At 71.0% G+C, this 17,874-nt stretch carries 23 protein-coding genes and 1 pseudogene; 1 reads left to right on the forward strand and 23 read right to left on the reverse strand.

Annotation, left to right across the window (positions count from 1 at the left end; genetic code table 11):
* Window positions 1–13: 13 nt before the first annotated feature.
* The 19 genes and pseudogenes from ACFY4A_RS18000 to ACFY4A_RS18090 all read right to left on the reverse strand — a co-directional run bounded on the left by ACFY4A_RS18000 (window position 14) and on the right by ACFY4A_RS18090 (window position 13,835).
* Window positions 14–283 carry an XF1762 family protein gene (locus ACFY4A_RS18000; protein WP_390830387.1) on the reverse strand — a complete coding sequence of 90 codons (270 nt, stop codon included), beginning with the start codon at window positions 281–283 and terminating at the stop codon, window positions 14–16.
* Complete coding sequence (locus tag ACFY4A_RS18005; protein WP_390830388.1) at window positions 280–2,073, reverse strand: type IV secretory system conjugative DNA transfer family protein; 1,794 nt, start codon at window positions 2,071–2,073, stop codon at window positions 280–282. The genes ACFY4A_RS18000 and ACFY4A_RS18005 overlap by 4 nt, the downstream gene beginning before the upstream one ends.
* Window positions 2,074–2,143: 70 nt before the next feature.
* Window positions 2,144–2,479, reverse strand: a pseudogene (locus ACFY4A_RS18010) (DUF317 domain-containing protein); the annotation flags it as partial.
* A complete protein-coding gene (locus tag ACFY4A_RS18015) occupies window positions 2,476–3,000 on the reverse strand; it encodes a hypothetical protein (protein WP_351728199.1) in 525 nt (174 codons plus the stop codon). The gene ACFY4A_RS18015 and the pseudogene ACFY4A_RS18010, both read right to left, overlap by 4 nt.
* A gap of 74 nt (window positions 3,001–3,074) precedes the next feature.
* Window positions 3,075–3,896, reverse strand: coding sequence for a DUF317 domain-containing protein (locus tag ACFY4A_RS18020; RefSeq protein WP_390830389.1), 822 nt, complete (start codon window positions 3,894–3,896; stop codon window positions 3,075–3,077).
* Entirely contained in the window at window positions 3,887–4,243 is a 357-nt protein-coding gene (locus tag ACFY4A_RS18025; RefSeq protein WP_390830390.1) for a hypothetical protein, read from the reverse strand. Before ACFY4A_RS18025 ends, ACFY4A_RS18020 begins: the two co-directional genes overlap by 10 nt.
* A gap of 29 nt (window positions 4,244–4,272) precedes the next feature.
* The gene (locus ACFY4A_RS18030) at window positions 4,273–5,076 is read right to left on the reverse strand and encodes a DUF317 domain-containing protein (protein WP_390830391.1); all 804 of its coding nucleotides are present in this window, start codon (window positions 5,074–5,076) and stop codon (window positions 4,273–4,275) included.
* The gene (locus ACFY4A_RS18035) at window positions 5,073–5,456 is read right to left on the reverse strand and encodes a hypothetical protein (protein ID WP_383318692.1); all 384 of its coding nucleotides are present in this window, start codon (window positions 5,454–5,456) and stop codon (window positions 5,073–5,075) included. Before ACFY4A_RS18035 ends, ACFY4A_RS18030 begins: the two co-directional genes overlap by 4 nt.
* A 275-nt stretch (window positions 5,457–5,731) precedes the next feature.
* On the reverse strand, window positions 5,732–5,935 hold the full coding sequence (locus tag ACFY4A_RS18040; RefSeq protein WP_360965078.1) for a hypothetical protein: 204 nt from the start codon (window positions 5,933–5,935) through the stop codon (window positions 5,732–5,734).
* Complete coding sequence (locus ACFY4A_RS18045; protein ID WP_390830392.1) at window positions 5,932–6,690, reverse strand: hypothetical protein; 759 nt, start codon at window positions 6,688–6,690, stop codon at window positions 5,932–5,934. The genes ACFY4A_RS18040 and ACFY4A_RS18045 overlap by 4 nt, the downstream gene beginning before the upstream one ends.
* Before the next feature lie 25 nt (window positions 6,691–6,715).
* Window positions 6,716–7,417, reverse strand: coding sequence for a hypothetical protein (locus ACFY4A_RS18050; RefSeq protein ID WP_390830393.1), 702 nt, complete (start codon window positions 7,415–7,417; stop codon window positions 6,716–6,718).
* Window positions 7,418–7,430: 13 nt separating this feature from the next.
* Window positions 7,431–8,282, reverse strand: a complete 852-nt coding sequence (locus ACFY4A_RS18055; RefSeq protein ID WP_390830394.1) for a relaxase/mobilization nuclease — start codon at window positions 8,280–8,282, stop codon at window positions 7,431–7,433.
* The gene (locus ACFY4A_RS18060; RefSeq protein WP_390830395.1) at window positions 8,279–9,067 is read right to left on the reverse strand and encodes a hypothetical protein; all 789 of its coding nucleotides are present in this window, start codon (window positions 9,065–9,067) and stop codon (window positions 8,279–8,281) included. Before ACFY4A_RS18060 ends, ACFY4A_RS18055 begins: the two co-directional genes overlap by 4 nt.
* Window positions 9,064–9,489, reverse strand: coding sequence for a hypothetical protein (locus ACFY4A_RS18065; protein WP_390830396.1), 426 nt, complete (start codon window positions 9,487–9,489; stop codon window positions 9,064–9,066). The genes ACFY4A_RS18060 and ACFY4A_RS18065 overlap by 4 nt, the downstream gene beginning before the upstream one ends.
* A gap of 99 nt (window positions 9,490–9,588) precedes the next feature.
* Complete coding sequence (locus ACFY4A_RS18070) at window positions 9,589–10,086, reverse strand: hypothetical protein (protein ID WP_208611265.1); 498 nt, start codon at window positions 10,084–10,086, stop codon at window positions 9,589–9,591.
* Between the two features lie 12 nt (window positions 10,087–10,098).
* Entirely contained in the window at window positions 10,099–10,344 is a 246-nt protein-coding gene (locus ACFY4A_RS18075; protein ID WP_390830397.1) for a hypothetical protein, read from the reverse strand.
* A gap of 700 nt (window positions 10,345–11,044) precedes the next feature.
* Window positions 11,045–12,235: a hypothetical protein gene (locus tag ACFY4A_RS18080; RefSeq protein WP_390830398.1), complete on the reverse strand. Its 1,191-nt coding sequence runs from the start codon at window positions 12,233–12,235 to the stop codon at window positions 11,045–11,047.
* Entirely contained in the window at window positions 12,232–12,690 is a 459-nt protein-coding gene (locus ACFY4A_RS18085; RefSeq protein WP_390830399.1) for a hypothetical protein, read from the reverse strand. The genes ACFY4A_RS18080 and ACFY4A_RS18085 overlap by 4 nt, the downstream gene beginning before the upstream one ends.
* Before the next feature lie 38 nt (window positions 12,691–12,728).
* Entirely contained in the window at window positions 12,729–13,835 is a 1,107-nt protein-coding gene (locus ACFY4A_RS18090) for a hypothetical protein (RefSeq protein ID WP_390830400.1), read from the reverse strand.
* Between the two features lie 278 nt (window positions 13,836–14,113).
* Between ACFY4A_RS18090 and ACFY4A_RS18095 the strand changes: the two genes are divergently transcribed.
* Window positions 14,114–14,473, forward strand: a complete 360-nt coding sequence (locus tag ACFY4A_RS18095) for a hypothetical protein (protein ID WP_390830401.1) — start codon at window positions 14,114–14,116, stop codon at window positions 14,471–14,473.
* 83 nt (window positions 14,474–14,556) lie between these two features.
* Here the strand turns inward: ACFY4A_RS18095 and ACFY4A_RS18100 are convergent, their stop codons facing one another.
* From ACFY4A_RS18100 to ACFY4A_RS18115, 4 genes are all read right to left on the reverse strand, one after another.
* Window positions 14,557–15,306: a glycosyltransferase family 2 protein gene (locus tag ACFY4A_RS18100; RefSeq protein ID WP_390830450.1), complete on the reverse strand. Its 750-nt coding sequence runs from the start codon at window positions 15,304–15,306 to the stop codon at window positions 14,557–14,559.
* A 48-nt stretch (window positions 15,307–15,354) separates the two neighbouring features.
* Complete coding sequence (locus tag ACFY4A_RS18105) at window positions 15,355–15,870, reverse strand: hypothetical protein (protein WP_390830402.1); 516 nt, start codon at window positions 15,868–15,870, stop codon at window positions 15,355–15,357.
* A gap of 141 nt (window positions 15,871–16,011) precedes the next feature.
* Entirely contained in the window at window positions 16,012–16,806 is a 795-nt protein-coding gene (locus ACFY4A_RS18110) for a hypothetical protein (protein WP_390830403.1), read from the reverse strand.
* A 294-nt stretch (window positions 16,807–17,100) separates the two neighbouring features.
* Window positions 17,101–17,874 carry a hypothetical protein gene (locus tag ACFY4A_RS18115; RefSeq protein ID WP_390830404.1) on the reverse strand — a complete coding sequence of 258 codons (774 nt, stop codon included), beginning with the start codon at window positions 17,872–17,874 and terminating at the stop codon, window positions 17,101–17,103.

The following is a 17,874-nucleotide window of genomic DNA, read 5'->3' on the forward strand; positions in this document are numbered from 1 at the left end:
CTGCTGACGGACGTCATGTCGTCGCGTTCGTAGGATGCATAGTGTTGGCGTTGCGTGTGCCGTCACTGGCGGTGCGGGTGACATCGAGGGTGGTGCCGTCGTCCAAGTGGCGGGCGACAGGGCGGCCGACCACGGCCACGGCGCGCAGGATGTTGGCCTCGTCGGCGGCACTGAGGAAGAAGATCTGTCCGGCGGGCGGCGGGTGGTGCCGGTGCCAGAGGCGGACGAGTTCCTTGGCATCGCGGGAGCGGACGGGCACCAGGTGCAGGCGCGATTCGCTCACGCGGCGGGCCCGAAGTCGGACTGGACCGGTGCGTGCTTGGCGATGGCCCGGGCGGTGATCGCCTTGGATGCGCGGTCGGACGCCGCGGACAGTTCTGCCGCGCCGGGCTCTTGGTACCACGGGCGCAGGTCGAGCATGGCGGCGCGCAGACCGGTGGCGAAGCAGAGGGCCGTGCCCTTGGGCAGGGCGCGGATCTCGTCGGCGGGAAGGATCCGCTGCTGTCGCATCGACACCGAGGTCGACTTGCCGGACTCGGAGTGCGAGGTCGAGGTGGTCTCGACGTCGTGGTCGCCGATCAGGCGGGACAGCTTGTCCGCGAAGTCGGGGTCGTCGATACCGGAGCCGATGACCTTGACGGTAGAGGCGGACCACATGGCGTCCATGCCGGCGTCCCCCCAGACCTTCTGGCCCTGGCGGTAGGACTGCAGGATCGTGATCGGGATGATGCCGCGCGACCCGAGGTGCGAGTACAGGTCCGGAAGGTCCGAGATCTTGCACACGTTGGCGGCCTCGTCGAGGATCGCGAGCATGGGCGGGTCGAGGCGTCCTCCGGCGCGTTCGGCCTGGGCGGTCGCGGCCCGCATCACCGAGTCGGCGCACGCCGCGATCAGCGCCGAGGCTCCGCCTCCGCCGTCCTTGCTGAGCAGGAAGAGGGTGTCGGTGGAGGTGACGAACTCGGACGGCCTGAACTCGGGGACGTTCTTCTGCGGGGTGACCCAGGCGGCGATCTCGCTGTTGAGCAGCGCGGCGGCGTACTGGCGGGCGGTCTCGTAGATGCCGTCCCTGGTTTCCGGCGGTCCTTCCACGGTGCCCTTGAGTTGGGCGGCGATGGCGGTGAATCCGTGGTCGCGGAGGATGTCGAGCGGGGTGCGGTCGGCGGGGAAGGCCAGCCACTGCATGACGTCGGTGATCGGCCGCTCGTCCAGGGCCGCGGCGAGGAAGAGCTGCGCGAGGATGTTGGATCCGGCCTTGGACCAGAAGTCGCCCTGTTGGGAGGCGTCCACGGAGGCGGCGAGGAAGTGGCCGGCCAGCCGCCCGGCGCCGTCGAGGGTTTTGGCGTCCGCCAAGGGATTCCACCACATCTCGCGTGCGGCGTGCGCGATCTGCTGCGGGTCCATTGACCACACCCGTCCCACGGCGGCGCGGGCGTCGTAGGTGGCGGTGAACGCATCGCCGGCGGCCTTGTTCGAGGTCAGCAGGACCGGGCCGGGCGCGGCGAGGATGGAGGGGATCGCGAGCGAGGTGGTCTTGCCCGAGCGGGGCGCCATGATGGCGACGGCCACGTCCTCGTAGCCCATGCGGATCTCCTGCTTGGTGCCCTGCAGGTTGCCGAGGAGGATGCCGGTGTCGCGGGCCTCGATGTGCTTGGCGTCCTTCAGGCTCGGGCGCAGGGAGCGGGCCTTCTCGGTGATCGCCTTGGCCATCATCGGTTCGATGTCCCGGGCCTTGGCCATGCCGGTGATCTTCTTCTTCCGGCCGCCGCTGCGGTTCTTGTGCCGGGCCAACAGGATGGCCGCTGTTGTCCCGAGGGCCAGGAGGAAGAGAACGGGAACGATGCGTGCCCCGATCAGCAGGGGTGTTTCTCCAGCGTGGGGCCAGAGGCGCTGGGGGTGGAGCAGGGCGGTGGTCGGCTGGTACGGCGCCCAGCCGCCTCCGGTGAGGTAGGCGGTGATGTTGCCGGACAGCCAGGCGAGGTGGGACAGGGGGACGACGACGGCTGCGACTCCGATCAGGAGGCGCAGGACGATGTCGTACCCGTCGGTGGAACTGTTGGAGGAGGTGGGGGGCAAAGAGTTACGTGCCTTCCGGGCGGGGGCGGGGCATTCAGCGGCTGCGGCTGTTCCTGGCCGGCGGCGGGCGCGGCGGGCCTGGAGTTGCCGGCGGGACGTCGCTGAAGGCGGCGATGAGTTCGACCGGGGTGCGGGCGCCGAAACTCGCGTACCAGGCGGGCCGGTCCGGCTCCGCTGCATGGTTGAGGGTCCACCACTGTCCGTCGGGATCGGGTTCCAGGCGCAGGAGGGTCTCCTGGTCCGGGCTGGAGAGCAGGACGCGGGGTATCAGGGGGTCGTTGCCGTGGCTCCAGCCGCAGGCGCGGTGCAGGGAGACGGTGATCCAGGCGGGGGCACCGCCGCCGACCAGGTGGCGCGGCGTGATGAAGTCGACCTCGACGGTCTCGGGAGTCGGGGGCGTGCTCACTTCCGTGCCGTAGCTCGCCGGTCGGGCGCGGTGGCCGGGGCCGGTGTCGGTGTGGGAGCCAGGGGTGAAGGGGCTTTACGGGCGGCCGTGTTGATCTCGCGGAGCGCCTTGCCGTGGGTGGCCCAGTCGTCGAGGTAGCTCCACGATTCGGCGTGATGTGCGGCGAGTGCGTCGTCGAAGTCCGGGGTGCCGGGCTTGGCGGTGGCGGGGAGGGCGTCGCGGGTGACCAGCCATTGCTCGTGCAGTTCGTCGAGTCGGTCGAGTGCGTCGCGCAGGACGCCCAGCTGGTAGACCCAGCGGCTCTGCACGTTGGTCTCCGGCAGGTGGGCCAGTTGCGTTTCGGCCGTGGCCAGCAGGTGACGGGCGCCGTACCGGAGCGGCTCGAATGCCTCGGCGGTGTCGGCGTCGCGCTGGCTCGCGCGCCTTCCGTAGGCGTGGTCGTCGTAGGGCCAGCCGTCGAGGTCGGTGTGTTCGTCGGAGTAGGCGTCCCAGGCGTCGAGGATCTTCTTGCTGTCGCTCACGTAATGGTCGAGGTGACGGAGGAGGGCGCGGTGGGCGCGGTGATCGGCGGAAATGGGAAAGGGGTCCTGTCGGTTCAGCGGCGGGCGGCCGGCTGGGCGGTGTGGGCCTTTGCCGGCGTCGGTGCGGGTTTCGTCTGCTGCCTGCGGGCGGAGCGTGCCCGGGCACGGAGCGACTCGATACGGGCGGTGTGGGCGTCGACCACCTGATGCGGGCGCAGCGGGCTGGGCTCCTGCACGGCGCTGTAGTGGCCGGTGCGGTCGTACATGCCGCGCTGGAGCGGGCTGCGGTCGGCCAGCGCGGTGAGGAACGATCCGACATGGTGGGCGGGGACGTCCTTGTCGAAGTAGGCGTGCCAGATGCGCGGGCCGGGGAACTGCCCGTCGCCGGGCTCGCAGGTCTCAACGTGCCAGGACGACCGGCCACTGAATTCGCTCAACGGGCGCAGTTCGATGTGGCACATGGAGTCCGGCGAGCGCGCCGTACCGTCCGAGTCGCGGTGCCAGCCCGCCGAGGTCACCGGCTGCCACGGGTCTGGCTGTTGTGGCGGCGGGGCGATGAGGGCATCGGTGAAGCCGGCGAGGACCTCGGCGGGCACGAGTTCACCGAACTCGGCGTACCAGCCGGGCTCGGTGTCGGTGGGCTCGGCCCGCAGCCGCCACCATGCAGAGGTGGCGGACTGCGGGTCGAACTGGAGGCTGTGGCGAAGGTCGGGACTGCGCAGGACGATCTCGGCACTCAAAGGGTCGGAGACGGCGCTCCATCCGGCGGCGGCCAAGCCGTGGGTGACGTGGCGGGCATCCCCGGGGCCGGCGAGATGGCGGGGGCTGGTGTCGAAGGGGATCCGCCAGGCGTGCTTGTCGGCGAACCCGGCGAGCTGCCGTTCGCTCAGCGGCACCGACCGCACCCCGGCTCACTCGAGGCGGCGCTGACGATCAGCTTGTGAAGCTCGTCCAGGACGTAGTGGAGCATGTACTGGTCGGTCTGCGCCCACGCGGCGGCACGCAGCTCGGTGACCAGTTCGCTGATCTTCTCGCTGCGCGGTGTGTTCGGGCGGCTCTGTACGGCGCGGGCGAGGGCGCGCAGGGTGTCGCCGAGCTGGATGGGCAGGCCGGTGTATTCGTCGAGGAGGGGCTCGACGAGAGCGAGCGCCTCCTTGGGGTCGGGGTTCTCGCGCAGGTATTCGGTGAGGCGGCACAGGGTGTCGGTCGCGGCGCGGATGGTGTCCGGGGTGAGTGCGGGCATCGGGCTCCTCGGGGTGGTGGGTGTCGTGGTCAGCGGCGGGTTCGTGCGCCGCTGGCGGCGGCGTGGGCGCGGGCGGTGGTGCGCGGTCTGGTGCTTCGGGCGCTGTTGCGGGCCCAGGTGGCGGCCCGGGCGGCCGTGATGCGGGCCTGCTGCCAGGCGCTGAGTTGGGAGGGCTTGACGGATACCGACCAGGTGCGGATCTGCGCGCTGTGCGGGACGCGTCCGCGCGGGCGCATCACGGGGTCGGGGCTAGCGAGTTCGGTGGAGAAGGCTTGCACGAGGTGCATCGGGGTGTTCGGCGTGAAGTGGGCCGTCCAGCCGTTGCCCTGCTTGTCCTGCGCTCCGCTCCACCACATCGCCGTGCCGTCGGGGTTCTGGCGGTACTGCATCCACGCGGTGCTGTCGGGGCTGGTCGCCACGTAGTTTTCGCCCTCGAAACGCGTGTGCCAGTTCTGTTCCTGCAGGGGGGACCAGACGTTGGGGGCGTGTGCGGAGCGGGGTCGGGTGAGGGCGTCGGTCAGGCCGGCGACGATCTCCACCGGGGCCTGCCGGCCCAGGTGCGCCGACCACTCGCCACTGGCACCGTCTGCCCGGCCGTGGATGGTCCAGCCGCCGGGAAGGACGTAAGGGTCGTAGGCGACGCGGACGGTCCGGTCCGGGCTCTCCATGCACAAGGGGCCGCCAGTCTTGGACTTGTCCCGCCAGCCCGAGGCACGCAGGAACTCCGAGACGTGCCGGACGTCGCCGCCGCCTGCCAGGGCACGGGGCTGGACGAGGTAGTGCTGCTCGGCCTGCTCGCCGGGCCCCCAGCCCTGCCACTGCTTCTTCTTCACCGGCGCCGCCGAACCACGAGCGGTGCGGGCACTGGGCGCTTCGCCGCGGTGGTGGCGGGCTGGGTGCTGACGTGCTGCAGGGCGTCCTTGTGTTCGTCAAGGTCGAGGGTGATGTCGTGCAGTTCGTTCGAGGCACGGCCCAGAGCGAGCCACACCTCCGCGGGGAGCGCGCCGCGCTCTGCCTGGTCCTTGGCGAACACGCTTCCGGTGGCGACGAGGTGGGTGACGCCGCCGAGGACTCCGACGTCCGGGTCGAGAACGCGGGCGATGACCTGCGCGGCCTGGGGCGGGGGAAGCTGCGAGAGGTGGTCGGCGAGCTGGCCGAGCTGGCGGGTGATCTCGTCGGCCAGTCTCACCGGATAGGGGGCGGGGTGGGACATGCTCCTCCGGGTCGGTGGACGGTCAGTGGTGGTGGCGCTGCCCGACGCGCTGTGCCTCGGCGAGGGCAGCCTCCGGGCGGGCGCCGGCCAGCGGGTTGGCGTGGTCGGGGCCGGTCGGAATGCAGGCGCGCAGATAGCGGCGGAACAGGGCGGTCGCGAGTCGGGGCTTGAGCCGGTTGCTGATCGGTGGGGGTGTGCGGGGTGCTACGGGTTTCTCCGGGAGTCGGGCGGTGTGCTGGGCGGCCCCGGCGTGGTGCGGGGGCCGCTCAGGCGTCTTACGGGGTACGGCGGGCCGGTGCGGAGTGCGACGGGGAGCCGTCCGGTGCCGGTTGCTGCGCTGCGGGACGGGCCGCTCTGGTGCGGAGGCCGTGCATGGCCCGCCGGTAGGTGGCTTCGTCGAAGACGCCGGGCGTGCACTTGACGTCATGACCGGTCAGGAGCAGGGAGGGGATGCCCAGGTCGGCCTCCGCCTGGTTCATCGAGTCCTGGCGGTTGGCGTACGGGTGCCGGACGGGGTCGGCGGCATGGATGCCGGGGCTGAGGTAGGCGCGGTCCGTCCGGCGGGGTGCTGGAGGGCGGTACCGATGCCGAGCGCGTCGAGGCGCGGGCCGATCTCGCGCAGGGCGCGGGCCTGGACCTGGGTGTCGTCACCACCCAGGCGGTAGATGCCGCTCTGCGGGTCCTGGATAAAGCCGTGGGCGACGAGGATCGTGCCGGCCCGGTCGTCGGCGGGGGCGGTGGCGACGCTGCCGTCCGGCTGCCAGGTCAGGACGATCCGGTCCGGCTGGGAGGGCTGGATGCCACCCAGGGCGTTGTGCCGGACCTGTGCGAGCGCACGGTCGTAGCGGGCGAGCAGATCGCCAGCGACCTGCTCGGCACTCAGGAACGGGTCGTCTGCCAGGGCGACGCCGTTGGGCTCAGCGACAGCCCGGTACGCCTCGTCGGGCAGGGCGCGCGGGGCGACGGCGGCGAGAAGAAAGCCGTCGCGTCCGTCGTGCCGGTCCAGGAGGACGAGCTGGGCGCCGTCGGGGCGGCTGAGGACGGCTGCCTGCGTCAGCGGGTGCTCGGCGAGGGAGGCGGCGACCAGGTCCAGGTCCCAGATCCGGTCGGCGAGTTCGGCGAGGTCGTCTTTGGCGTCGGCTGTCAGGTGCGTGCTGGTCCAGGTATCGGGGAGTTCACCGGCGAGGACGTCGGCGTACGAGGCGAGGTGCTCGGAGGTGTCGTGGTCGTGCATGGTGTCCTTGGGCAGTTGCAGGGGCTCAGCGGCGCAGGCGGGTGGCACCGACGGGCGGCGGTGCCGGGGCCGGCAGTGCACGCGGCGGGGGTGGGCAGGCGCACACGGCGGAGCGTTCGGGCTCGTGGTCGGGCACCTGCTCGGCGCAGGGGCGGCGGCCGGGGTGAGGGGCGTGCCGGTCGGCCAGCCGTTCGCGGGTGTACGCGAGGTCGGAGTGGATGACGCGGACGTATTCGTCGGCGAGGTAGCGCAGGCGCCGGGCGGTGTGCGGATCGGTCGCGTTGCCGAGTCCGTCGAAGAACTCCGCCAGAGCGCCGAGGGTTTCCTCCAACCCGACGAGGATGCCGTCGTGGGGCGCGGTGAGTTCGGTGAGGATGTCGGCTGCCTCGGCGGTGTCGGTGGCTTCGCGCAGGCGTTCGGCGAGGTGGGAGACCGAGGTACCGAGCGTGGGATAGCGCGCGGGGCGCGCGTCGGTGTCGAAAGGTTCGTCGCAGTCGACGTGGTACCCGGCAGCCCGCAGGCGCGCTACGGCATCGGTGGCGAGACGGGACTCGTCGTCCTCGGTGAGGCCGGCGGGGGCGCGGTGGTAGGTCTCGTGGAGGCGGACGACCGCGATGAATCCCGCGCGCTGGAGAATGCTGTGTGCCTCCAAGTCGCCGCCGCGCGCGAGGAGTTCGCTGGAGCTCGAGTCGCGGCGGATGTCCATGAAGCGGCCGGTATGGGGCAAGAAGGCGTTGCTCCTACGGAGATCTGTGGGCGGTGTGCCGGGCTACGGGCGGTGCGGCGGCGATCCGGGACCGGCGGACCAGGTGGGCCGCGGTGGTGTCCAGGTCCTGCTGGATCGCGTGGAGCCGGCGGGCGATCAGCTCCAGACCGTGTGCTGCTTCGGTGCTGGCGGCTCCGGGCTGGCGGGCGATGCGGTGAGCGGTGTGCTCGATCAGTCCGCGGACCGTGGCCAGCGGGCCGGCCTGCTCGTCGGCGAGCTGCGTAAGGACGCTCGCGAACTGCGCGGATGCGGTGGGCGCCGTACGGACAGCGGGGCGTGTCGCGGGTCCGGTGCGGGTGGGGATCAAGTTGAGGTCCTGTTCGATGCGGCGTGCCTCGTCCGCAAGGCGCCGCAGTATGTCTGAGGGCGGGGTGCGCCAGGTGCCGTCGAGGTGGATCAGGTTGGCGATCAGGTCCAGGCGCCCGGGCTGTGCCTGGACGGCGATCCACCGCCAGCCGTGCTCCGCGGCGCCGGGTATCTCGATACCGGCTGCTCGCGCGAACCGGTGAGCGGTTTCGACCCACTCGGGACCGGTCAGCTCCCGGTCGTCCGGGTGGAGGCGGATGTCGAGATGGAGGATCGCCCGTCGGCCGTCGTCCGCACTGGCAGTGAACGGATGCTCCAGGTAGGGACCTTCGAGGTGCTCGGCCCACTGAGCGGATGTCCAGGTTCTCTGCTCGTAGTTGGGGGTGTAGTAGTCCAGGTCCGGCCAGTGGGCGACGATGGTGTACTTCGTCAGACCCTCGTTCGGGGAAAGGGGCCGCCCGAGTGCCTCGGCGAGCGGGTCGCGCGGCGAGTGGGTCCGCGCGTGCAGGCGGGGGATCATGACGGCACCCCGCTCGACGTGCGGGTGGGCGGCCGGTGCTGATGAAGGTCGCGGGCTGTGCAGAGCAGGGAGCGCTCGCGGACCAGGTCGGCGTGCACCGAGGTGTCCCCCGGAGGGAGACAGTCGATCGCCCTGTCGATGGCGCCCAGCCCTTCGTCGTACCGGCCCAGCCGGCGCAGGGCACCCGCCACGCGGAAGAGGACGATCGGGTCGCTGCCGGTGGCGAGGGCCGGTCGGGAGCTGAGGGCCAGGAGACGCTCCGCGCCCTGGTCCAGGTCCTGGCCGAGCCAGAGCCCGTGCAGCAGGACGTGCAGGGTCTTGGTGTGCTGCCCGGCCTCCGCGAGGACCTCGTCCATGACCGCCAGGCCCTCCGGGCGGGACTGGCCCAGCAGCGCGAAGGCGTACAAGGCCCGGGTGTAGCAGTCCAGCGGCTGACGCGCGGCTTCCGCGAGTTGTTCGACGAGGCGTTGGAGGGTGGGGCAGCGGAAGTCGAACCGCAGGGCGCTCAGGTACAGATGAGCCAAGGTGCGGGCGGTGATCGGGTCAAGGCCCATTGCGGTGACGTCCTGCGGGGACAGCAGGGCCAGGACGCTGTGGCCGGCCGACCGTGCCGCCCAGGCAGCATCCGCGCACACCTCGGCCGAAGTTCTCCAGTCGGCCTCGATGTCGCGGAGGTCTTCGGCCAGGTGAAGCGGCCAGGAAGAATCGACCGGAGATGCGGTGGCTCGGGCCCTGGCTCTGTCGAGCGCGGCGGAACGGCCGGGACGGTGCGTGGGGGAAGTCATCGGCCACTCCGGATTTCCGCGACGTGCACGAGCTGGCCCAGGGCGGTGGTGGTGTACCAGCCGCAGTCGATCAGCTCGTCGCGGTCGGCGAACCGCGTAAAGAGGGCATCCTCCATGGCGCGCAGGTAGATCAGGCAGTCCGGGCAGCGGCGCGAGAGGTGCACGAGGTAGCGGGGGTGGGCGGTGACGTAGGACTGGGCGTCGCCGGTCGCATCACGCAGCCGCCAGCCGTCCTCGTCGGTCGGGGTGTGCCAGGACGGGGCCACGACGCGCATCGCATCGCCCCACAGTTCTCCGCCGGCCATCCCCTTAAGGACGACGACAGTGTCACCGGCCTGGAAGTGGGCGTGGGTGATGTCTCGATCGGGGGTGAGCGGGTCGGGCGTCGGTGCGAACGCCGAGGTGGGCGGAAGCTGGGACATGAGTTCCTTCCACGCAGATGCTGGCGGGGTGGGAGCATCAATAGTCCGGAGGAACGCCGTTTTGGCTAACCGGCGTTATCCGGCTATGTTGCCCAGCCGTCAGTGGAACGGGTTCTCCGTCCCGCGGTCCGCCTCACTGGCTGCGTCGAGGAGTTCGAGCAGGTCGGTGCCTTCGGCGTCGCGCTGGTCGATCCACCATCCGGCACGGGTGATGGCGCGGGCCTTCTCCTCCAGCTCCGCCCAGTCCGCCTCGTCCCACGTGCCCTCGATGACGAGCGCGGTGTGCGCGGATGTCATCAGCTGGTGGCGGGAGCGTTCGCCCCAGTCCAGGGCCTTGGCCGGGCCCTCCAACTGCGGCATGTCGAACTGCTTCGCCCACGCGAGGGCTGCCTCCTGCTCCTCGGCCCGCTTGGCCGCGAGCCACTCCTCCTTGGACCCGGTGTCGGCGTCGCGCGCCGCCTTCCAGCAGTCGGTGCAGTCCTTCGACGCGAGCCAGCGGGCGAAGCCTGCCCGCTTGTCGGCAGGGCGATTGGACAGGTCATGATCCACGCGGTGGGAGCAGGCGTGCTCCACGGTCCAGTGCGTACGAACAGCCATAATTCGATCTCCTCAAAGGGGTTGCAAGGTGGGGGTTGCGCCCAGATCAGGGCGTCTTATGCCGGCCTCGAAGCAGGCACCGGCGCCAGCCGCACCGCGACTGCCCGCGGGGCCCAGACGTCGGCGCGCGGCGAGAAGGACGGTGAGAGCGAAGGCCGCGCCGGTGCCAGGGAGCGCCGGGTCGGCGAGCGCCTGCTTGGCGAGGTGTCCGGCGAGGGCGGTGCGGCGGGCGGGACGCTTGGCCAGGAGCACGGCCACCAGGAGAGGTTTGCCTGCAACGAGGCTTCGCGCGTGAAGACCAGGTAAGTGGGAGTCGCTGCAGATCGGCGCTTGGGCTCCCCCGAGGTCACCAACTTGTCTGTGTGTCAGTGGGGTTGGCTACTATGGACGTGGTCGACGAGATCCTTGAAAGGCATGGTGCATCGGTGATGATGGCCAACCGCTACGGCGCTCCATCCGAGGAGCGATAGGCGCGCCTGGCCGGCGCTTCCCTATCGCGACGCCCGCTGGGCGGCGACGCTGTGACGTGAATCCAGCGCAGGATGCACCCTGCCCTGATTCAGGTGACGGCGCTCCGACGGAGTATGGGAGGGCCCTACTTGTCTGCCACCACTTCTACCTGTGACCACCGCGTGTATCACGTTGTCGTCGTTGCGCTGGTATCCGTCATCGCTGGGCTGGTTGCGGGGATCGGCTCTGCTGTTCTGGGGCAGCCTGCCCTCACCGCCGTCGCTTCTGGCGGGGCCGTCCTTGCCTTCACCTACGGCGCCGGCATGACCGCCGTGTCACATGTGAGTAAGCGTCAGTAGTAGCCGCTGCTCCGGGGCGGCTGGCATGGCCGCCCCTAGGCCGTGGGCGCTCAAGACAGCTCACGATCGTGCTCGTATTTTGCGAGGGCAAGGTTGATCGCGTACTGCTCCATGGGCTCGTGTTCGTCAAGACCAGGTGGGACATGGGCTTAGCGGTGTCGGGCGGTGGTGCTGGCGCGGGGTGGCGGCGTGGGCGGTGTGGTGTCCACGGCGGGGCGCGGACGGGTGCGCAGCACGGGGGTGCGGTGCGGGGGCAGGACGGCGACGGTCGCGCCGAGGTCCTCGGCCGCCTCTTCGACTTCGCGGGTGAGGAACTCGATCTGCCGGCTCAGCGCTGCCAGGCGGGCGGCGATCTGGCGGCACTGCACGGTCTCCAGGGCGCTGGCGAACTGGCCGCTGGTCTCCAGGAGTTCCTGCAGGCGGACCATCGGGCCGGCGTCATAGCCGCGCTGGACAGCGCTGAGAAGCGCATTGGAGGTGTCACCGGCACTGTGGCCTTCGACGACATCGCGGATGAGGTCCTGCAGGGACACCTCCGGAACCGGTGCCGGGCGGTTGAACCGGGAGACGTCCGCGCGCAGCACGCCGGGCGGAACCGGAGCGGGCAGCACCTTGCCCGCCTCGTACTCGTGGGCGTAGTGCCCGACAACCTGCCAGCCCGGTGCGTCCGGGTCGCCGCGCAGCGCGACCACCGTCGAGTCGTCATCCTCGACCAAATAGGCGAGGGTGATCGGCTGCCCGTCGGCGGCGTACCACGACTCGGTCAGCTCCAGCTCGCCGCGCCTTTGCGCGGCCTGGGCCTTCTTGGTCCACATTTGCTGTTCCTCATCGGTCAGCGGAGCTTTGTGGTGCTGGCCGCCCTGCTGGTCGGCGAGGTTGCTGGCGATGGAGCCGTGGTCCGCCCAGGCGGCCAGGTGCGGCCACAGGGCCGCGTGCTGAGCGCGCGCGGCCGGGGAACCGGGGGCGGCTGGCCGGTCGAGCGCCCGGCGGATCTCGGCGGCCGAAACGGCCAGGCCATCCAGGACGGCCCGCCACCCGGCCAGGTGCCGAGCGGGTGGCAGCTCATCGAGCACCAGGCGGGCGGCATCGAGGAGAGCCTCGGCGTGCGGGGCGAGGTGGGCGGCGTACGCCTCCACCGCGGCCTTGTCGCGGTGGGCTCGTGCGGCAGCCGCGGCGCCCGCGTTAACGGTACGACCGTAGCGGTCGCGTGTCCTATCGAGCGCGGCCTCGGTCTCGCGGTCGATGACCGCCAGCCGCAAACGGAAGTCGCGTGCCGCGTTGGCCAGTTCGGGAGCGGTCGGCAAGGGGCCGTCGGGGGCCGGACTGCTCGCGGGAGTCATCGGGACCGCCCGCCGGTCGCGGCTGTCAGGTGGACGGTCGGAGCGTAGGTGGGCTTCGGCGGGATCGGCCGGGCCGCTGGCGGGGAGGTGGTGGGCGGTGTAGAGCGCGGCGTCGTCCGGCCGGCGGCGGCCTGGGCGAGACGGCTGCGGCGCTCCTCGAGTCCGTGGGGCCGGGCGGGGTGTGCCGGTCCGGCCGAGAGGGACGGGTCAAGCCGGATGTCGGCCTGCACGGTGTAGCCCTGGCGGCGCAGGTCGTGGACGGCTTGGCGGGTGCGGCGGACTCCGTCGCGCTCGGGCTCGCTGAGCCGGTACAGGCCGGGTTCTCCGGGAACGGGCTCGAACTGCTCGCGCTCCAGGTACCAGTGGGCGAGGTGCGCGGGCATAGACGCGGTGAAGGAGGCGACGAAGCCGTGTTCCTCGTGGTCGCCGAAGGCGAAGTGGGTGCCGGGGTGCAAGGGGGCAGTGTTCTCCTCGGGGCGTGGGGCGGAAGGGGTCAGGGGCCGCGGTGCGCGGGCCGGGCCGTGGTGAAGGGGCGGGCCGGCGCGGCGACGGGCAGGGCCGGGCGGCGGTGGGGTGCGCTGATGCGGGCCTGCCGCAAGAACGTTTCGCCGTCAGTGAGCCAGGTCTCGATGGCCGGCCACGCGCGTGCTCGGCGCTCCTGCTCCGGCACGAAACCGCCGTGGACGATCTCGTCGACCAGGGTCTCGGCATCGATCACGGCGTCGGCCAGACGGGAGAGGGCCGCGGCGTCGTCGGGCCACGGGCTGCTCGCGGGTCGGCACCGGTCGAGCAGCGCCGGGGCGTGGTCGACGACGGTCAGGAAACGGCGCCAGGCGTGGTCGAGGAACAACTCCGTCGCGGCGCCGAGAGCGGCGGCGCTCAGCGGGGTGGCGTCGCTGTAGCGGCCGGAGGCGTTCATGGCCTGCCAGGTGTCGTGCTCGCAGCGGATGTCCCCGAGCACGGCGGCGATGGCCGCCGTCTGGCGGGCGTGGACGGCCTGCTCGTAGGCGGGGAGGTACCGGCCGGTGAGGGCCTGGGCAGCCCGCCCGGCAACCGGCGGCAGGACGATGCTGCGCGGGGCGTGGGGATCGCCGTAGCCCCCTTCCAGTCCCTCGGGCGAGAAGGCTCCGACCAGGTAGTCGAGTTGACGGCCGGGACGTTCGATGAACAGCAGCGTGGTGCCCTGCACCGCGTCGGTGAGGAGCGCGGCGTAGGGGATTCGCTCGCTCTGGACGGCGCGGCCGAGTTCGCCGCTGTCCCAGATCCAGGGGACGAGGTCTTCCTGCCAGGCGGGGTGCGAGTAGATCTCGACCGAGGCGCGCCACTGGCCGGGCAGGAGGCGCGTGAGGTCGCGGGCGGCGTCGCCGATGAACCGGCGGCTGCTCGTGTGCACGCTGGTGCGGTGCCGCTTCGCGCACCTGATCAGGTCGACCACGGTGGTCTTGGTGCCGTCCGCGGGCAGGTGCCAGACGCCGTCGTCGTCCCGCTGGAAGCCGTTCTCCGCGAGGGCGGTGTGCGCCCAGGGGTACTGCTCGCCCGAGGCGATGGCGACGATCCCGGACTCCCGGCTGTGCGCCAGGATGATCTGCGCCTCAGCCATGGACCAGGTCTGTAGGGAGCGCGACTTCGTGAGCACGGGCTCCCGCGGAAACATCGAAATCCGCACGCAGTGAGCCGTGGCGCTGTAGGTGGAGATTGAGCAATCGGTGGTTCTCCTAGCTCGGATAGGTAACGGCGAGTGAGGTACTAATGGCCGCGGTGAACGTTGGTTCCGGTAACCAGGGTCGGCCTTGACGCTGGTGGACCAGGTCGCTCTCGGCCCAGCAGGTCGGCGCGGCGGCTAGAGTCCAAACTCCCTTGCGAGGCAGGAGATTGGCTATGAGCGACCTGGCGATGGTGGCCGTCGTTAGCGCGTACAACCTGCGCTTCATCCGGTACTGGGACGCCGAGAGCCGGATTGTCGGGGACGCGGGGCCGAAGGTGACTCGACCCCTGCCCGGTGTTCCCGGCCTACACATGTTCTATGACCAGTCGGACGTGGATGCTCCACACCAAGATCTCAATGAGGTGGGTCGTCGGGTCGTCGAGGCTTTCGGTCATCCGCGCCAGGACGAGATGCGTGGGCAACTCTGCATCTATCTCGCTGACGCAGAGGGTGCCCCGGTGGACATGCCGCCCTGGTTGCGCGACCGCATCCAGGAGGAGGTCGGCCGCGCCCGCGCTAACACCCGGGCTTGAGGAAAGTGACAACTACTGAACAACTCCAATGCTCATGATCACCTGGATTTGCTCGGACAGTGCTCATGATCACGCGGAAATGCTCACGAATTCGCGGATCCTAGAAGGTCCTCGCCGTGCAGGACGGAGCGCAGGCTGCGGCCGTACGCCCAGGCGTGCTCGCGGGCCGCCACCTCCAGCTGGTCGTATCCGACCTGGGCTGTCATCTGCCCGTTCCACTTGCGGTACCTGTACACGGGCACTGGCAGCAGGATCCCGCGCGCGAGCGCGGTGACGCCGAGGGCTGCGCAGTAGTCCTCGCCCTGGACGAGGCCGCCCATCGGCGCGGCGCGCACGAGGTCGGTGCGGGCGAGGATCGTGGTCGGCCCGATGGGGATGGTGTCCGCCGGCGACTTCCAGTACTTCCACACGTCGCCGGCCTCGTGCCGGCCGGGCGGCGTGGGGCAGCGCCACAGGGTGGTCGAGCCGTCGGGGTAGTGGTCCTCGCTCCAGCCCGCACACCAGCCGACCCCGGTCGACTCCAGGGTGTTCAGCCGTACGGCCATCGCATCGTCGGTGAACTCGTCATCGTCATCCGCCCAGTTGGTGTACAGGGTGCGTACGTGGTTCAGGGCCAGGTTGCGGGCGCAGGCGGCGCCGACCGGCCGGGGCAGCGACAGGGTGCGAACGCGGGCATCCTGTGCGAGCGGGGCCGGCAGGCGGTCGGGCGAGGCACCGTCGAGTGCGATCACGGCCTCCCACGGCACGGACTGCCGGGTCAGGCTCGCGTGCATGGCGGTCAGGTAGTCGAGCCGGTCTTCGCGCAGGCGGCTGGCGATGACGACGGTGATCAGGGGCGTGGTGTGCGGGGGCAGGGAAGGCTCCGGGAAGACGAGGGAAAGCTAGCGGCGGGCGGTGGGGCGCGAGGGGCCGGCCTTCGCCGGGGCTGCGGCAGGAGCGCTCGGAGTCGGCGTGCTGCGCGATGCCCGGATAGCGGGCGGGGAGTCGCGGGAGGACCAGGCCGTCGGGTGGTCGTTGAAGGCGGTGCGCGGGTCGATGGACCAGCTCACGATGGGGCCGATGTCCTCGTGCAGGAGGCTGATCACCTCGACGCCCTCCTTGTGTAGGACGTACCCCCACTCAATGTCCTGCGCATCGGCGGTCTCGTCGGTGACCGACATGCGTACCGGCGGAGAGCCGTCCGGGGTGACCAGCTGGTCGAGGGTTCGGCTGGGCCAGTGCTCGCCGCCGGTCAGCGCGGCCACGAGTGCGGGCGGGGCATCGACGAGGAGATCGGTGCCGAGTTCCTCCCAGCCGACGGCGACGTCGTCGATGAGGTGCCGCCACATGGCCTCGACGTTGCGTCCGAACTTGTACTGGTAGGCGGCCAGCAGCAGGGGGAGGTGGTGGCTGGGCACGCCGTCGAGCTGGACGTGGATGCCGGTGTACCCCGTGCCGACGGTGGGGCGGGCGATGAAGGAGCGAGTGGACAGGGAATTCTCCGCAGCAAGCAGGGGGCGGGAAACGGTCGGCGGCCATCAGGTGGCGCGCGGGTGCGTCTACGCGCGGTCCGACCAGGACGGGACCGGCGGGCCGGAGGCGTCGGTGCGGGCGCAGGTGTAGCCGATCAGGCGGGACGGGGCGGCCTTCGCGGGGACGGTGGTGGCGTCGTTGCACACGAACGTGTACCTGATGGAGGTGCGGGGCACGGCGTGGAGCCAGGCCCGGTCCTCCTTGCCGGGGTTGATCTGCAGGCCGGAGTGCGCGACGGCGTCGGTCTGCGTGTGCATGTGGGAGAAGAGGATCAGCGCGCCGCCGTCGGTGGTCTTGAGGGCGTAGGCGTCCTTGTAGCGGTTGTCGGCGCCGGCGAAGACGGTGGTGCCCTGGTCCCCGTAGCGGGTGCCGGTCTTGTCGTGGACTTCGATCTGCCGCTTGCTCGCCGTGGTCGGCGTGAAGACCTTCGTCCCGGTGTGCGTGCCGCCGGTGGCGAAGTTGTCGAGCACCGCGGCACGCAGAACGCCGGCGTCGGCGGCGAGGTGCTTGTTGCCGTCGGCGGCGACGGCCGTCGCGTACCCGTCGTGGTCGAGTGCGATGTCCGGCAGTTTCGGGCTGTCGAGGTCGACGACGGAGACCATCTCCCAGCGCTTGTGCTGGGGTCGTTCGGCGAACACCGCCAGACGCGAGGGGGCCTTGCCCTTGTCGTCCGAGAGCGCGGCGGCGAACCAGCGGTCCTGTCCGGCGGCCAGGCGCGGGATGTACAGCTTGGTGCTGGCGGTGTCGTAGGACCAGGGCTTGTAGGGCGTGCGGTCGGCCGCGGGAAGTCCCTCGGTCTCGGTGTAGTCCGAGACGGACATGGCGTACAGCGGGCCGTCCTCGATGGTGTCGAGCAGGGCGCGGTTGCGATCAGCGTTGGCCTCGTTGTTGATCTGCGAGTAGTGGGTGATGACGGCGCGGGCCTGGGCGGCGCTGAGGGCAGGCGCCGGCTGCGGCGCGCTGCTGGCGCTGGGCGTCTGCTTGGCGACGGCAGCATCGTTGTCGGTGGCACAACCGGTGAGCGCCAGGGCGAGGCAGGCGGCGCCGGCGAACAGCGGCAGGGTGCGGCGGGTGATGCGGATGGAGACTCCAAGGATTTGAGGGCGGCGGGCGGGTCAGCGCGTACGGCGGATCGGGGACGCGGCCTTCGCTGAGGCCGGCGGAAGGGCGGCGCTGGTGGTGGGCGCCGAGTGGCGCAGGTTCACGCCGATGCCCTTGGCCGTGAGTTGCTGGACCACGGCGTGGACGCGAAGGGCGCGACCGGTGTCCCCGTAGGCGGTGGGCAGGAGGAACGCTGCTTGGTGCGGGTGGTACTGGAAGCCGTGGGTGTACAGGGTCATGCGGGCATCCACCGGCACGCTCTCGTACGGTGCGCCGAGGGCGCCGTCGCTGTAGAGGGTCAGCGTGAGGATCTGGTCGACCTGTGGCGGTTGGGGCCGGTGCGGTGGCCGGGGCTGGTGCGCCGCGTTGTTGAGGACGGCCTGCAGGGCTTCTCCGTAGCGGGGCAGCAGCCGCCGGGCGACTCGTGCTGCCGCGCGTGCGGGGTCCTTGGGAACGGCGATGCCGTTGGGTTCCTCGACTCCGGCGAAGTGGTGGGGCTTGATGTGCGTGCTGTCGGGTGTGAGCGGGGCGACGACGAACTGGTGCAGATAGCGGGGGCGGTCGGCCACGTACAGCCTCTGGTCGGCCGGCCCGTGGAGCACGGCGTCGTGGGTGAGGACGTACTGGCTGACGACATAGTCGACGTGACCGGTGTCCCAGAGCTGCTCGGTACGGGGGAACTGGTCCGCGTACTGCGCGTGGCACTGGTACTCGCTGGTCCAGGTGCCGGGCAGGCGCGCGGCAAGGCCGGCGGCGAAGGCGGCCAGGTCGGTGCGGGGTGAGGTCAT

Source organism: Streptomyces sp. NPDC001292 (assembly GCF_042896465.1).
Taxonomy (GTDB): domain Bacteria; phylum Actinomycetota; class Actinomycetes; order Streptomycetales; family Streptomycetaceae; genus Streptomyces.

Excerpts from the sequence above, each read along its gene's own strand:
- ACFY4A_RS18035 (WP_383318692.1), bottom strand. The coding sequence starts at position 5,456 with ATGTCCCACCCCGCCCCCTATCCGGTGAGACTGGCCGACGAGATCACC.
- ACFY4A_RS18060 (WP_390830395.1), bottom strand. The coding sequence starts at position 9,067 with ATGACTTCCCCCACGCACCGTCCCGGCCGTTCCGCCGCGCTCGACAGA.
- ACFY4A_RS18045 (WP_390830392.1), bottom strand. The coding sequence starts at position 6,690 with ATGCACGACCACGACACCTCCGAGCACCTCGCCTCGTACGCCGACGTC.
- ACFY4A_RS18070 (WP_208611265.1), bottom strand. The coding sequence starts at position 10,086 with ATGGCTGTTCGTACGCACTGGACCGTGGAGCACGCCTGCTCCCACCGC.
- ACFY4A_RS18115 (WP_390830404.1), bottom strand. The coding sequence starts at position 17,874 with ATGACCTCACCCCGCACCGACCTGGCCGCCTTCGCCGCCGGCCTTGCC.
- ACFY4A_RS18110 (WP_390830403.1), bottom strand. The coding sequence starts at position 16,806 with ATGTCCGTCTCGGACTACACCGAGACCGAGGGACTTCCCGCGGCCGAC.
- ACFY4A_RS18090 (WP_390830400.1), bottom strand. The coding sequence starts at position 13,835 with ATGGCTGAGGCGCAGATCATCCTGGCGCACAGCCGGGAGTCCGGGATC.
- ACFY4A_RS18065 (WP_390830396.1), bottom strand. The coding sequence starts at position 9,489 with ATGTCCCAGCTTCCGCCCACCTCGGCGTTCGCACCGACGCCCGACCCG.
- ACFY4A_RS18080 (WP_390830398.1), bottom strand. The coding sequence starts at position 12,235 with ATGACTCCCGCGAGCAGTCCGGCCCCCGACGGCCCCTTGCCGACCGCT.
- ACFY4A_RS18055 (WP_390830394.1), bottom strand. The coding sequence starts at position 8,282 with ATGATCCCCCGCCTGCACGCGCGGACCCACTCGCCGCGCGACCCGCTC.
- ACFY4A_RS18025 (WP_390830390.1), bottom strand. The coding sequence starts at position 4,243 with ATGCCCGCACTCACCCCGGACACCATCCGCGCCGCGACCGACACCCTG.
- ACFY4A_RS18095 (WP_390830401.1), top strand. The coding sequence starts at position 14,114 with ATGAGCGACCTGGCGATGGTGGCCGTCGTTAGCGCGTACAACCTGCGC.
- ACFY4A_RS18040 (WP_360965078.1), bottom strand. The coding sequence starts at position 5,935 with ATGAACCAGGCGGAGGCCGACCTGGGCATCCCCTCCCTGCTCCTGACC.